The sequence below is a fragment of the Cellulomonas sp. McL0617 genome (genome assembly GCF_049994875.1).
Classification (GTDB): Bacteria; Actinomycetota; Actinomycetes; order Actinomycetales; family Cellulomonadaceae; genus Cellulomonas.
Genome location: NZ_CP188256.1, coordinates 4,074,419 through 4,088,458, shown reverse-complemented (window position 1 = coordinate 4,088,458; position 14,040 = coordinate 4,074,419). Strand labels below are relative to the sequence as shown.

The following is a 14,040-nucleotide window of genomic DNA, read 5'->3' as shown; positions in this document are numbered from 1 at the left end:
CATGCATGCATGCACGCGCGAGCGAGAGCCGGCAATCGCTGGCGCACTACGTCAAGGCCACCTTCATGGTGCGGCATGACACGCCGGGGTAGGTCGACGCTCCCTCACCGGCCCCGTGGAACTCTTCACCTGTGCTGGTCCCGAGCCAAACCGATCGCGGCGTGAGCTGGCTCAGCAACTTTCCTGACCAGGATCGCGACACAGCGCGACTGCTACTGGACAGCGTTCGGATCGCATCGTCCGATGAGATCCGATCCGGAATCCAGAGCCTGCTGGGCGAACAGCGGTTCCGGCTTCCGGCCGTGCTGATTCCCGTTCGCTCGATGGAGGACTTGCAGTTGAAGGCGCCGTCAGAAGGCGGTCGCCCACGGGACTCGGCGGTGGCGTACGAGGACTTCCTACCTGGCTCTCCGCTGGCGGTCACGCCGGGAAGCGAAGGGTTCATCGGCACCTTGATCCGAGATCTCACAGGATCAAGCGTCTCTCGACGTGGTAGAGGCTGGCTCCACCCGTTGGCCTCCCTCGACGAGTTGGAGCAATTCCGCTGCAGGACGCTCATATTCGTGAGCGACTATGCGGGTTCGGGCGACCAGATGACCCGATACATCGCCTCGTTCTTGCGGAATCCGCGGATCCGAAGTTGGCGCTCGTTCGGATGGATCAGGGTCGCAGCCGTCACATTCGCGCAGTCACGGTCCGCTGGCGTTGCGTTGAGTGCCCTAGCGCACGATGTGCACAGTTGCGAGCCAGCACGATCGATCTCGACCGCTGGGTGGGACTGGGCCACCCAGACACGCGTCGAGGCGCTGTGCCGCAAGTACGCAGGAAGCAAGCAGGTGAGGCAAGCGCTCGGCTACGGGGCCAGCGGTGGGTTGTTCGTTTCCTCGGTGTCGTCGATCCCGAACAACTTGCCTTGGATATTGCGACGAAGGGGTGCGAACTGGAAGGCCTTCTTCGAAGGCCGGAGCTTCCCGCCCGACCTGCTTGAGCAGGTCGGCAGTTATCAGCCGCCGGCCGAACTGCCTGCAGTCGTACAAGCTGTTGGGCAGATTCGGCTCGCCAACAGCCTCCAGTCGGGCCGTCATGGCGAGGCGACGGTCACGGTCCTCACCATCCTCGCGTTGCTGTACGACCGGGCCGGCCAGTCTCAGGTCGACCTTGCACACACGACCGGCCTCACATTCCAGAAGGTCGACGAGGTGCTCACATTCCTCCGGCGCGGCAACCTCGTCGACGACGAGCATCGAGTCACTACCCGGGGGGTTGAGGAATTGCGCGCGTCGCGCCGACTGCGCCGCGGCGTCCCGGACAGCCTCCCGGTCGAGCCGGTGACCCCGTACTACCCTCGGCAACTGAGATGAGGAGGCAAGGCTGCCCGTCTAGTGTCACCAGCCCGAAAGGAGCTGGTGCGAAGGGTTCAAGGAGCCCTTCCGGCCGCGCCAAGTCGCGGTCTTCGGATGATCTCTCGCTCTCCCTGGGAGTGGACGAACGGTCCAGTTCCTCGGCGACTCGGGGCCCGTCCGTCCACTCAACAGGAACGGCATCAAAGGTAGATGGACAGCCTTCCTCCTCATCGATACCGCCAGCTGGGACTCGTGGCTGGCGTCGGGGCCGACGTTCTAGAGAGCGCTGCAGCGCAACACGAACGCAACGAGATCTCGGGTACGCAGCCGATCCTGAGTCTGGCGCACTTGTCGCGACTCACTGGTGCTTCGCACGACTACCTGCGCTCGGTCGTCGAGCGGCGTCAGGATCCGTACACCGAGATCAGTAAGCCCAAGCGCAGCGGAGGGCGCCGCGCGATTGCCATGCCGCATCCGCTTCTGATGAGCGTGCAACGGTTCATCTTGCGGAGCTCACTGAGCAACCTGTCGCTGCATCCTCGGAGCTTCGCTTATCAGCAGGGTCGATCCGCAGTCGACTGCGCCAGCCTCCACATTGGAGCGAAATGGCTCATTAAGCTCGATCTACACGACTTCTTCGGCTCGATCTCGGATGCGATGGTTTACCCGGTCTTCCGCGACCAGGGCTACTCCGAGCTCGTTTCGTTCGAACTCATGAGACTTTGCACACGGGGTCCTTGGTTGCCCCAAGATCTCCGCCGCAGAGACACGCTCATGGAGGCGTACCCAGCGATTCCAAGCTACGCATCCGGGAGCCGGGGCTTCTTGCCGCAGGGCGCGCCTACGAGCGGCGCCCTGGCGAACGCCGTCGCAACCCCCCTCGATCACGCACTTTTTAAGCTCTCAAGCGCCCGCGGTCTGGTCTACACCCGCTATTCCGACGACCTGACGTTCTCGTCAGCAGGGCACATGTCGAGAGCCGATGCGGCAACTGTCGTCGGCCGCGTCGCGAGGCTCGTTTCCAAGCAGGGTCTCGTGCTCCACCACAAGAAGACCCGCGTCATCCCTCCCCGCGCGCGCCACGTCGTGCTCGGACTGGTCGTTGGCGCCGATGAGGTGCGGCTGCGCCCAGAGTTTCGACGCCAGGTCGAAGTCCACGTGCACAGTGTTGGTGCGCGCGGACTGTTCTCTCACGCCGAAGCCCGGGGATTCACGTCGGTCCTTGGGATGGTGTCGTACGTCGACGGCTGCCTCGCGTACGCCGCGGGGGTCGAGCCCGAGTGGGCGCACCGACAGAGGCGCGAGTGGGCCGCAGCCCTCACCGCATGCGGTTTCCCACGCTGATTGCACCTCCACCATCGCTGAGCGCGTGAACGAACGCGCACCCCCACGGGTTCGTCCTGCTGCACGGACTTGGTGGCAGACACGTTCAGGCGGCGACCGTGACCTGATGGCTGTGTCCTAGGCGGGATGATGCCTGCATGGATTTCGCCCACCTCCCGCCGGAAGCGCCCGCCCTCACTGGTGACGAGCCGCTTGTCGGTCTCGACGGCGCCACGGTTCGTGACTTCTGGTCGTGGGGTATGTCGGACCTGCGAACGAACACCCTCCGGGGTGTGTTCGCTGAGTTCATCGTGTCGCGGGCTGTGGGGTCGTCGTCCGTGCGTCGCATCGAATGGGACGCCTATGACGTAGTCACGCCCGACGGCGTGCGCATCGAGGTGAAGGCCAGCGCCTATTTGCAAGGCTGGTCGCAGCACGCGCTTTCCCGCATCAGCTTCTCAGGTCTGAGTGCGCGCCTGCTCGACGAGGGCGCCAACGCCTACGCGGGTGACCGCCTGTACAACGCTGACGTGTATGTCTTCGCCGTTCAGACAGCAACCAGCCACGACGACCTCGACGTCCTCAACCTCGCTCAGTGGTCCTTCTATGTCGCGTCACGTTCCGCCGTGGCCGCAACCGGGGCTCGAAGCCTCAGCCTCGTCACGGTCGGGCGCATGGCCAGCGGTCCGCACACCGTCGCGGAACTCGCCGCAGCGGTCACGGCGGCCAGCCAGTAGCGACGGGCTCCTTGCACCTTGGCTCCAGATCGCTTCTCGACGAGTCCTGAGTGCGTTGGCTGCCGCCGTGCGGGGACCACGGCCGTCGTCGCGGACGGACTGCCCGCCCCGGCGACGAGCCACCGAGCGGGTCGAACTGGAGTCCGTCCCAGGAATATGAAGCCTGGGTGAGATTGACGGGCCCTCGGCGTGATCGCCGAGGTGCCGACGACGACAGGCCCAAACCACCCGGGGTTCCGCGCGACTTCGGCTGGGCCCTACTTTGACCGTGGAGCGCGTATTGCCGGCAATCGGTCAATGTAGGCCGCTTGAGCGCGGTCAATCTGTCGTGCATCTCGACATAGGTCCCGGCTGAGCGTTGGGGATTGCGGCCCCCGGATGTGATGCCGTTGTGTTCCGCGGGACCCTGTGGCGCGACCGACTCGCCGCGAACTGTTCGTGAGCTTTGAGCACGCACGGTCCGACCGGGCCCCGCCGCCCTCGCGACTGCGACACGGCAACCGCATTGAGCGGGTGCAACGGAGCCGCGAGGAGGTCAGGCGCCGGTGTCGTCAGGGAACAGCCCCGCCCAAACCCTGAAGCAGGTGGAAGTTGTCGACCTCGGTGAACCGAAGCGCGCGTCCTGATTCACGGTGGAGCACGCCCGTGCCGGCAACCATCCGACGGTCTGCGTCGGCGCCACCGGCGAGGTGAGAGTCGGCCTCGTTGAGGGCCATCGTGACGATTCTGGCCTCGTCGACGACGAAGTCCTGGGCGCCGCACGGAGCGCCCGTGAGGCGGCAGACACGGCAGATCCCGCGTAGACGATTCGGTCAAACGACTCACGGCACGGGCGGTGATGGCTCGTAGCGTCCCTGACGTTCACCGCACCGCGATCGAGAGGGATCTGCCATGTATGTCACCGACCTGTCTCACGGGATCAGGAAGCGAGCTGCGATCGTCGCGACGGCGATCGTCGCGTTCTTGTACCTACTCGTCGCGGGAACGGGTGGAGCGCCTGCCGACGCGACATCCGGCCCGCCACGCGCGCCGCTTCCGACAGTTGTGCTCGTGCATGGTGCGTTCGCTGACGCCAGCGGCTGGAACAGCGAGGTTCACCTGCTCGAGCAGCTCGGGTATCCGGTGATCGCACCGGCTGACCCGCTGCGCGGACTGACATCCGACGCCGACTACATCCGAGCGGTCATCGGGTCGATCTCCGGGCCGGTCGTGCTCGTCGGGCACTCGTACGGCGGAGCGGTGATCACGAACGCCGCCCGCGGAGCGAGCAACGTCGTTGCTCTGGTGTACGTCGCGGCGTTCGTGCCTGACATCGGGACGAGCGTGGCCACGTCTTATGACCCGTCCCTCTATCCGGGATCGGCGTTGACGCCGGACGCGCTCGTCGTACGCCCGGTCCCGAACGCGGCCGCGCCCGGCGGGCAGGACGCCGATCTCACCATCCGCCCGGACAAGTTCCGGCAGGTCTTCGCCGGCGACCAGTCAGCCTCCACGGCGGCCGTCATGGCAGCGACCCAGCGGCCCCTCTCGGCGTTCGCCTTCACCGAGCCGTCAGGAGAGCCGGCGTGGAAGTCGATCCCGAGCTGGGACCTGGTGACCCTCGACGACTCGGCGATCGCCCCGGCGGGCCAGCTGTTCATGGCGCACCGCGCCGGCGCACGGGTCACGACCATCCACTCGGCGCACGACGTGATGGTCTCGCACCCGCTCGCCGTCGTGCAGCTCATCGTGAAGGCCGCCGCGATCGCTCACTGAGAGTGGGGGTCGGGCCGGCGGAGGGTCCGGCCCGACCCCTCGAGCGACTCAGTCGATCGACTGTAGCCACGGTGTCGTCGCCAGCCCTAGGCTCGCGGCAGATCCGCTGCCAGCGGCAACTGACCAGGGACTTGGGTGGAGCGTCAGGTGAACGCGCGACAGCTGCTGGGCCGTGAGCGTGAGCTAGCCGTCCTGCGTGGCCTGATCGAGGCCGAAGAGGGCGAGGGATCGGTTCTTCTCGTGACCGGCGAGCCGGGGATCGGGAAGTCGGCGCTCCTCGCCGAGGCGGGCACGCGTGCGGCGATACTCAACTACTGCGTCCTGACTGCTGCAGGTGTCGAGAGCGAGATGCACCTGCCGTTCGGTGGTCTCCAGCAGCTGACGCGGCCACTGATGGGCAACATCGGCTCCCTGCCCCGGACGCAGAGCGAGGCGCTGTCCACGGCGCTCGGGCTCTTCGACGGGCCGCGGCCCGACATCTTCCTGATCGCTGAGGCGGCCTTGAATCTTCTGACGCTGGAGCGCCAGCACCGTCGGGTCCTGGCCGTGGCCGACGACGTGCAGTGGCTGGACCCGCAGTCGCACCAGATCCTCACCTTCGTGGCGCACCGCTCTGCTGGGGCGGGGCTGCGGATCATTGGTGCGGCGCGCACCGACCACCCCGGCCCGTTCGTCGATGCTGCGTTCCCGCGTCTCGAGGTCGTGGGGGTCGACGGGGACACCGCGGACGCCATCGTGCAGTCGACCGCGCGAGACCTCACCCCCGCAGATCGGCGCCGCGTCCGGCATCAAGCCCGAGGCAATCCCCTGGCCTTGCTCGAGTTGCCTGCCGGCTGGGGCGAAGGTCAGGCGACGGAGGAGCCGACAGCCACGCTGTCGACCCGCCTGGAACAGGCCTTCGCCGGCCGGATCTCGCAGTTTCCGGCCGAAACGAAGGACGCACTGCTGGTAGCCGCGACCGATTCCTCGAGCGAACTCGAGGAGATCCTCTCGGCCACAGCGGTCTTTCGCGTCGCCCCGACCAATGCCGCCGCGTTCGCCCCCGCCGTCGAGGCCGGTCTCGTCCAGACCGACGGCAGCACCATCACGTTCCGGCATCCCCTCGTACGTTCGGGGGTGCTCCAGACCGAGACCGTGGCCCGACGACAGGGCGCCCACCAGGCGCTCGCCGACGTGCTGGAAAGCGACCCCTTCCGGCGTACGTTGCATCGCGCGCAGTCGATCGTGGGTCCCGACGACCAGATCGCCGACGAGCTGGAAGCGACAGTCTCCGAGTCGCTGGATCGCGGTGCCGTCATGTCTGCGGTCTCCAGCCTGGAGCGGTCTGCGCGGCTGTCCAGCCGATCCGCAGACCGGGGTCGGCGGCTTGTGCGGGCGGCGGTGTACGCCTTCGAGATCGGTCGCGCCGACGTTGTGGAGCACCTTGTCCGAGAGGCGGAGCTGACCGAGCTCGACACGATCGACGTGGTGCGCGTGGAATGGCTGAGGCAGTCCCTCAACGACGACGTACGCGCCGACCCCGAGCTCATGATGCGCCTGTGCGCGAGCGCCAGGCGGGCAGTGGACGCCGGCGACGTGGACCTGGCGCTGAACATCCTGATCGCGACGGCACTGCGCTGCTGGTGGGCGGACGTGGGCGCCGATGCCCAGAAAGAGGTTCTCGACACCCTCGATGCGCTGCCGTTCGCGCACGACGACCCCCGCTATAACGCCGCGCTGGGTCTGGCCGAGCCGGTCCGCCGTGGCGCCGACGTCATGGCGCACTTGTCCGGGGTGGATCTGGACGCAGTGACGGACGCCGACCTGCTGCGAACCTACGGGATGACCGCCTACGCGATCGGCGACTCGGTGCTGGCCACGGATCTGCTCGACCGGGCCGAGCAGGCACTGCGGGAGAAGGGGCGCCTGGGACTGCTCCCGGTCGTGTTGGCGCTCCAGTTCCACATCCGCCTGGACCTCGGGGACTGGACGGGGTCGGCCGCTGCCTCGCAGGAGGTCGACCGCGTCGCTGTGGAGACGGGGCAATCGCTCTTCGCCTTCAACAACGTGCTCGTCCTGTCACGTGCCCTGGCGATGCGCGGGGAGTGGGAGGCGGCGCTCGAGCTGGTCGTCGGTGCAGAGAACGACGCCGTGCGCCTTCGCCTCAACGACGCCCTGTGCCTGAGCTACCAGACCCGAGGCGCAGCCCTGCTCAGCGGGGATCAGCCGGCCGAGGCCTTCGCCTGTCTCAAGCGCCAGTTCGATCCGGGTGACCCGGGCTACCACCTCAGGGAGTCGTTCGCCGGGGTGGCCCTAATGGCCGAGGCGGCTGTCGACTGCGGGCGGATCGACGAAGCGCGCGAGATCCTGGCCGCCCTGGAGTCCGTGGCCCGCGCGACGCCTGCACCGATCCTGCAGGTCAACCTCATGTACGCCCGGGCTGTGCTCGCGGCACCGCACGAGGCCGAAGCGTCGTACCGAACAGCGCTGGAGCAGGACCTGTCGAGGTGGCCGTGGGTGCGAGCTCGCATCTGTCTCGAGTACGGCCGATGGTTGTGGCGTGCCGCCCGTCCGGTCGAGGCTGTCCAGCACCTCACGGCTGCCGACGACGTGTTCCGTACGATGGGCGCGACGCGATGGACGCGGCGCGCCCAGCGGGCCCTGCACGAGATCGCTGCTTCGTCCCCGCACCAGGCGGCCAGGGAGCTCGGATGAGAGCGGATCTGATCGGTCGCGACTCGGAGCTCGACACCCTGTTCGGTGCTATCGGCAGCGTCGAGGTGCATGGCCAGGCGATCCTGCTCACCGGTGACCCCGGAGTCGGCAAGTCGAGCATTCTTCGCGCAGCGGCCGAGATGGCAGGAAAAGACGGCCGTCTCGTCCTGCGCACCTCCGGCATCGAGACGGAGTCGGCACTGCCCTATGCGGGGCTGCACTACCTCTTGGCGCCTCTCCTGGGCGCGGCCGACACGCTCCCGCCGGTTCAGCAGCGGGCCATCCTCACGGCGTTCGGGCTCGCGGACGGGCCGGCGCCGGAGGTCTTCCTGATCGCCCTGGCGGCTCTCGGCCTGATCACCGGGATGGCGGTGTCGTGCCCGGTCGTCGCCGTGATCGACGACATGCACTGGTTGGACCCGCCGACCAACGACGTCCTGGCGTTCGTGGCGCGGCGGATCAGTCAGGACCCGGTGGTCATCATCGGCGCCGTGCGGCCGGGCCACGACATCGCCTACTCCGCGTCCAAGCCGTACGCGATCGACCTCCGGGGGCTGGACGACGGCCAGTCGCGCGAGGTCCTCTCCCACACCGCGATGGACCTCAGTCCACGCGACCGGCAGATGATCCTCGACCAAGCACGGGGCAATCCGCTGGCGCTCACCGAGCTGCCGGCTGCCTGGCGGTCGGCCAGCCGGTCCACCGTGAGCTCGGTCTCGGCCGTCATGCCTCTGAGCGGTCGGCTCGAGAGAGCCTTCGCCGCGCGCGTGACGGAACTGCCGGCGCCCACCCGTGACGCGTTGCTCGTTGCCGCCGTCAGCTCCGAGGGCACATTGTCGGAGATCCTCGCTGCGGCCTCGCTCCTGCGCGGGACGTCGATCACGACCTCCGACCTGGAGGCCGCCCAGAGTGCAGACATCCTCCGTTTCGATGAGGCGAAGATCGAGTTCCGTCACCCCCTCGTCCGCTCGGGAATCCTGCAGCACGAGTCCGTGGGCCGCCGGCAAGCCGCCAACGCGGCCATGGGGCACGTTCTCTACGACCAGCCGTACCGCCGTGCGTGGCACCGGGCCCAGGCGGTCTACGGCCCGGACGACGCTGTCGCGGACGAGCTGGATGCCAGCCATTCCGAGTGCATCAGACGGGGCTCGATCGTCGCCGCGATCTCCGCGCTGGAGCGGTCCGCGCAGCTCACCACCAGCTCGCACACCCGTGGCCGGCGACTGCTGCTCGCGGCGCAGCTGGCCTTCGGGCTGGGTCGGGCTGATCTGGTCGACCACCTCGTGACGGCCGCCGAGCAGAACGACCTGTCCGACCTCGACCAGGCGCGCGTCGAATATCTCCGGGAGATCTTCAACGACGGTGCACCAGGCGACTCACGCCGCGTCCTCGATCTGACCAACAGCGCGCGCCGGTCGGCGGCCGCCGGGGACGACGACCTTGCGCTCGACCTGCTCCTTGGCGCCGCCCTGCGGTGCTGGTGGGCGGACACGGGGGCGGCGGCGCGCGCCCGGGTCGCCGAGGTGGTCGAGGGATTGACCCTGCCGCAGGACGACCCGCGGTGCATCGCGTCCATCGCGATCGCCGAGCCCCTGTTGAAGGGAACCCAGACGATCCAGCGACTCTCGGCCATCCGGGTCGAGAGCATCACCGACGCCGAGCAGCTGCGGCTTCTGGGGATCGCGGCTCGGGTGGTGGGCGACGAGCCCCGGGCGGCGGACTTCTTCGACCGGGCCGAGGCCAAGCTGCGCGACCAGGGAAGGCTCGGACTCCTGTCCCACGTCCTCGCCGTGGGCGCCGCGGTCCACGTCGAGCTCGGAGACTGGCGCAAGGCGGTGGAGAGCGTGGAACAGGGCCTGCAGCTCGCCGAGGAGACCCGTCAGCCCAACTGGAGCACGGGCATCACCGCCGTCGAGGCCATGGTCGCCGGGCTGACCGGTGACACGGAGAAGGCGCACCAACGGGCCGACGAGGTCGAGCGAGCGTCTACCTCGCGCGTCATCAACGACGCCTTGTGCAATGCGCAGCTGGCCCGCGGGTTCGCCTACCTCTCCTCTGGTCATCATGCCGACGCCTACGCAGCGCTCAAGGTGGTCTTCGACCCCACCGATCGCCACCATCACTCGCGGGAGCACCTCAGCGGTGTCATGTTCCTCGCCGAGGCGGCACGGCACTGCGATCAGGTCGACGACGCACGCCATATCATCGAACGGGTCGAGAAGATCGCCGAGGTGACAACCTCGCCGGTCCTGGCGACCCAGCTCCTCTACGCGCGTGCGGTGCTCGCCGACGATGACACGGCCGAGGCGCACTTCGTCGACGGCCTCGCCTACGACCTCACCCGATGGCCCTGGACGAGAGCTCGGATCCAGCTCGCCTACGGGTACTGGCTGCGTCGTCAGCGCCGGGTCGCCGAGTCGCGCGAACCCCTCTCCGCGGCACTCGTGACGTTCGATCGGATCGGCGCCACCGCGTGGGCGCAGGAGGCACGGTCCGAGCTGCGAGCCACCGGGGCCCGCGACGCCGCCGACGACCCCACCACCGCCGTCGCGCGCCTCTCCGCGCAGGAGCTGCGGATCGCCCGGCTCGCGGCGACGGGCTTGTCCAACCGGGAGATCGGCCAGCAGCTGTACCTGTCGCCCCGCACGGTGGGCGCCCACCTCTACCGGATGTTCCCCAAGCTCGGCATCAGGACCCGCGCGCAGCTCGGCGCTCGGCTCGAGGCCGAGCAGGTGTAGGCCGGCGCCACCTCACCCGGCGGGCGGAGAGATCAGCCCGCGCGAGGTGGTGACCAGCACCACGCAGTTCTCGTCGGCGACCAGGCGGAGCCCGTCGAGGGAGCCCGAGAGCAGGTCACCCGGGTACCCGACGGTCACGAGGCGACCGAGGTAGAGGTGCAGACAGCCTTGCAGGACCTGGATCGTCCACCCAGCGACGCCGAGCTCGTAGCCGAGCAGCGCCGTGCCGGCGCGCATGGCGAGCACGCTCTGCCGGACGTCGACGTCATCGACGTCGAACAGAACCGACGTGCTGCGTCCGGAGTCGGCGTAGGTGGCCCGGAGCAGCTCACGCCGGGCCACCGTCAACAGAGAGGTCTTGGCCATCGCCGATCCCCGGCCGCCGCCCCGCTCAGACCTGCGAACCGAGGCCCTGCTTGTCGAGCCACCGCAGCGATGCGTCGGCGATCTCCTGCCACCCGTGGTCGATGGTCAGTGAGTGGCCGCGGTCCTCGAACTCGATCAGGTCAGTGACCGCCGACGAGTGCTTGTACTGCTTGAGCGTCGACTTGGTGATCGCCTCCGGGACCGTGTGGTCCTGACCGCCCATCACGAGCAGCAACGGGCCACGCTCCTCGTTGCCGGTGGCGACCGCTGCCGGGGAGTGCAGCGTGAAGTTGGCCGCCGCAGCCTCGAAGAGGGGCTTGCCGGGCGCGGGGATCGCCCACTGCTCGAACAGCTCGTTCGACTCTTGCTCGGACAGAGCGTTCCCGAAGCTGTAGCGGAACTGCTCGGCCGTCAGGGCGACCGCGTGATTCTTGTTGGCCGGGTTCTTGAACACCGGCAGGGTTGCCCGCAGCGCCGACAGCGGCAACGGGAGCACACCCTTGATCTGGGCGGCGTCGATGGCGACCGCGGCGGCGGCCTTGTTCATGCCGAGGAGCTTCTCCGCGATCATGCCCCCGAAGGAGTGGCCGACCAGGACGGGCGGCTGGTCCAGCCCGTCGATCACCCGCACATAGTGGTCGATCACGTCGTCGATGCCGACGCCGGCGATGAGTGACGGGTTGGTGCGCGCCTTGTCGACGGTGGACGGCACACCGGGCCACCCGGGTGCGATCGGTGCGTAGCCGGCTCGTTCGAAGTGCTCGATCCACGGCGCCCAGGAGCTGGCGTGGATCCACAGCCCGTGGATGAAGACGACGGGCCTGGCGTTCTCGGTCATGACTGCCTCCGCTGCGTGGGTTGGACCGGTGGCTCGATGCTCACCGACCGGCGCTTCGCGGACTTCAGTCACCTGACTGCTTCTGGCCGACGAGCTCGACCGCCGGACGGGTGCCCGCTGGACCCGCGGTAATCCGCACGGTCGGGTGCAGCGCAACCGGCGTCCCCCGTACCGGCGCACCCGAGCGCCGCGGCCGCGCCTCAGCCGGGCGGGCGGGCAGTCACTTGACTCAAGCGCGACCGCGACGGCCGACCCGAGAGTGAACGAGGGCCGAGCCGCCTGCACCGCACGTCACCGAGGAGAGCGCATGACCGCCCTGAGCACGCATCCACTGCCCACGACCATGACAGTGCTCAGAGCACACAGCCGGGGCGGGCCCGAACAGCTCGCCTTCGAGGAGGCGCCCGTCCCGGAACCGGGGCCGGGCGAGGTCCTGGTCGCGGTGCACGCCGCCGCCATCACGTTCGACGAGCTGCGGTGGGACGAGACGTGGACGCACCTGCCGAGCACCCCCTCCCACGAGTGGTCGGGCGTGGTCGCCGGGTTGGGAGCGGACGTCGCCGACGAGCTCGGGCTGGCCGTCGGTGACGCGGTGTTCGGACTGGTTCCCTTCGACCGGGACGGCGCAGCCGCCGAGTACGTCGTCGCGCCGGCCGACCGGGTCGTCCCGAAGCCGAGATCCCTGACTTTCACCGAGGCCGCAGCGCTGCCGCTCGCCGGCCTGACTGCCCGGCAGGCGGTGGTCGATCACGGGGGCGTGGTGGCCGGTGACCGCGTGCTGGTGCTGGGCGCCGCGGGCGGTGTCGGAGCCTTCGCGGTCCAGTTCGCGCTCAAGCGACGTGCACGGGTGACGGCGACCGCGCTCTCGCGCGACATCGCCTTTGTCGCCGCGCTCGGCCCCGAGCTCGTCTACGCGAGCGACCGACTGGACCAGGCGCCGCTGGACGCCGCGTCCTACGACGTCGTCATCGACACGGTCGGCGGGCCGGTGACCTGGGACGCCATGGCCCTTGCGCGTCCGGGCGGCAAGTACATCACCCTCCAGGTCCCGCCTCCGGCCGAGCGGCTCGCCGAGCTGAACCTGGTCGGCGCATTCTTCATCGTCGAGCCGACCCGCGACGGACTGGTCCAGCTCGGCGCCGACGTCGACGCCGGACACCTCCAGGTCACTGTCGCGGCCACCTACCCGCTGGCAGTCGGCCGAGCCGCCTTCCAGACCGGTCGGAACCTGAACCGGCCACCGGGCAAGACCGTCCTGGTCGTGCGCGGCACCGCCCCCACCGATCCGACGGAGGAATCATGACCACCGCGTTCGACCAGACCACCCCCGACACCGACCGCACCGACCCGTTCCAGCGGGTCATCGACAACCTCGACGCGAACTTCGGCGTCGCGCCGGCCCGCCGCGCGGCGCACGCCAAGGGCGCCGTGCTCACCGGCCTGTTCAACCCTTCCGTGGAGGCGCCGAGCGTGTCCCGGGCCGCTCACTTCGCTGGCCGCGTGCAGGTGGTGGCGCGGTTCTCCAGCTTCCCGGGCGGTGCCCCGCACCCCGACGCCGAGCCCGAGTGCAACCCCCGCGGGCTGGCGGTCCAGTTCCGGCTCTGCGACGGGGGGACCACCGACCTGCTGGCCCACTCCATCAACGGGTTCCCCGGCCGGACCGTCGACGACTTCTCCGACTTTCTCGGCGCGATCGCACCTACCTCACCCGGGCCGCAGGAGTACCTGGCCGGGCACCCAGCCGCAGCTGCCTTCGTGCACGCCGTCCAGACCCACGGGGTGCCGGCCAGCTTCGCCACGCTGCCCTACTTCCCGGTCAACGCCTTCCGGTTCCACGCGCAGGACGGCACCGAGACGACCGGCCGCTACATCTGGACCCCGGTGGCCGGGCACCACGTGCTCACCGACGCCGAGGCTGCGACGAAGTCGGACAACTTCCTCACCGACGAGCTGCGGACCCGACTGCAGTCCGAGGCGGTGTCGTTCGTGCTCGAGCTGCAGGTCGCCGAGCCGGGCGACATCACCGACGACGCCAACGCCCAGTGGCCGCAGACGCGGCGGCGCGTCAAGCTCGGGACGCTGCACCTGACCGATCTTGTGCCGGAGAGCGCGGCGGCCGAGCAGGGTCTGTTCTTCGACCCAGTCCGACTCGTCGACGGGATCACCCTCTCCGACGACCCTCTCTTGGTCGGTCGGACGCGGACGTATCCCCTCTCCCTGGCGCGACGACACAGCGACGGCTAAGC

11 protein-coding genes are annotated in these 14,040 nt (G+C 68.9%); 8 read left to right on the top strand and 3 right to left on the bottom strand.

All coding sequences use genetic code 11. From position 1 onward, the window contains the following. The first annotated feature begins 161 nt into the window (after positions 1 to 161). From ACPPVS_RS18850 to ACPPVS_RS18840, 3 genes are all read left to right on the top strand, one after another. On the top strand, positions 162 to 1,361 hold the full coding sequence (locus ACPPVS_RS18850) for a phosphoribosyltransferase-like protein (RefSeq protein WP_426593821.1): 1,200 nt from the start codon (positions 162 to 164) through the stop codon (positions 1,359 to 1,361). A gap of 192 nt (positions 1,362 to 1,553) precedes the next feature. After that, positions 1,554 to 2,687 carry a reverse transcriptase family protein gene (locus ACPPVS_RS18845; protein WP_426593820.1) on the top strand — a complete coding sequence of 378 codons (1,134 nt, stop codon included), beginning with the start codon at positions 1,554 to 1,556 and terminating at the stop codon, positions 2,685 to 2,687. A gap of 137 nt (positions 2,688 to 2,824) precedes the next feature. Continuing rightward, positions 2,825 to 3,403: a hypothetical protein gene (locus ACPPVS_RS18840; protein WP_426593819.1), complete on the top strand. Its 579-nt coding sequence runs from the start codon at positions 2,825 to 2,827 to the stop codon at positions 3,401 to 3,403. 551 nt (positions 3,404 to 3,954) lie between these two features. On the opposite strand, the gene ACPPVS_RS18835 is transcribed toward ACPPVS_RS18840, so the two are convergent. Next, positions 3,955 to 4,119, bottom strand: coding sequence for a hypothetical protein (locus ACPPVS_RS18835; RefSeq protein ID WP_426593818.1), 165 nt, complete (start codon positions 4,117 to 4,119; stop codon positions 3,955 to 3,957). Positions 4,120 to 4,453: 334 nt separating this feature from the next. Here ACPPVS_RS18835 and ACPPVS_RS18830 point away from each other — a divergent pair, with 334 nt between their 5' ends. From ACPPVS_RS18830 to ACPPVS_RS18820, 3 genes are all read left to right on the top strand, one after another. After that, complete coding sequence (locus tag ACPPVS_RS18830) at positions 4,454 to 5,158, top strand: alpha/beta hydrolase (RefSeq protein ID WP_426593816.1); 705 nt, start codon at positions 4,454 to 4,456, stop codon at positions 5,156 to 5,158. Between the two features lie 135 nt (positions 5,159 to 5,293). Next, positions 5,294 to 7,852, top strand: a complete 2,559-nt coding sequence (locus ACPPVS_RS18825; RefSeq protein WP_426593815.1) for an AAA family ATPase — start codon at positions 5,294 to 5,296, stop codon at positions 7,850 to 7,852. Continuing rightward, positions 7,849 to 10,590 (top strand): ATP-binding protein, encoded by a 2,742-nt coding sequence (locus tag ACPPVS_RS18820; protein ID WP_426593814.1) that lies wholly within the window; start codon positions 7,849 to 7,851, stop codon positions 10,588 to 10,590. Before ACPPVS_RS18825 ends, ACPPVS_RS18820 begins: the two co-directional genes overlap by 4 nt. 12 nt (positions 10,591 to 10,602) lie before the next feature. Here ACPPVS_RS18820 and ACPPVS_RS18815 read toward each other — a convergent pair whose 3' ends face one another. After that, positions 10,603 to 10,956 (bottom strand): hypothetical protein, encoded by a 354-nt coding sequence (locus ACPPVS_RS18815; RefSeq protein WP_426593813.1) that lies wholly within the window; start codon positions 10,954 to 10,956, stop codon positions 10,603 to 10,605. 25 nt (positions 10,957 to 10,981) lie between these two features. After that, entirely contained in the window at positions 10,982 to 11,794 is an 813-nt protein-coding gene (locus ACPPVS_RS18810) for an alpha/beta hydrolase (protein ID WP_426593812.1), read from the bottom strand. 307 nt (positions 11,795 to 12,101) lie between these two features. Here ACPPVS_RS18810 and ACPPVS_RS18805 point away from each other — a divergent pair, with 307 nt between their 5' ends. Beyond that, complete coding sequence (locus ACPPVS_RS18805) at positions 12,102 to 13,097, top strand: NADP-dependent oxidoreductase (RefSeq protein WP_426593811.1); 996 nt, start codon at positions 12,102 to 12,104, stop codon at positions 13,095 to 13,097. Further along, entirely contained in the window at positions 13,094 to 14,038 is a 945-nt protein-coding gene (locus ACPPVS_RS18800) for a catalase family peroxidase (protein WP_426593810.1), read from the top strand. Before ACPPVS_RS18805 ends, ACPPVS_RS18800 begins: the two co-directional genes overlap by 4 nt. Positions 14,039 to 14,040 lie beyond the last annotated feature (2 nt).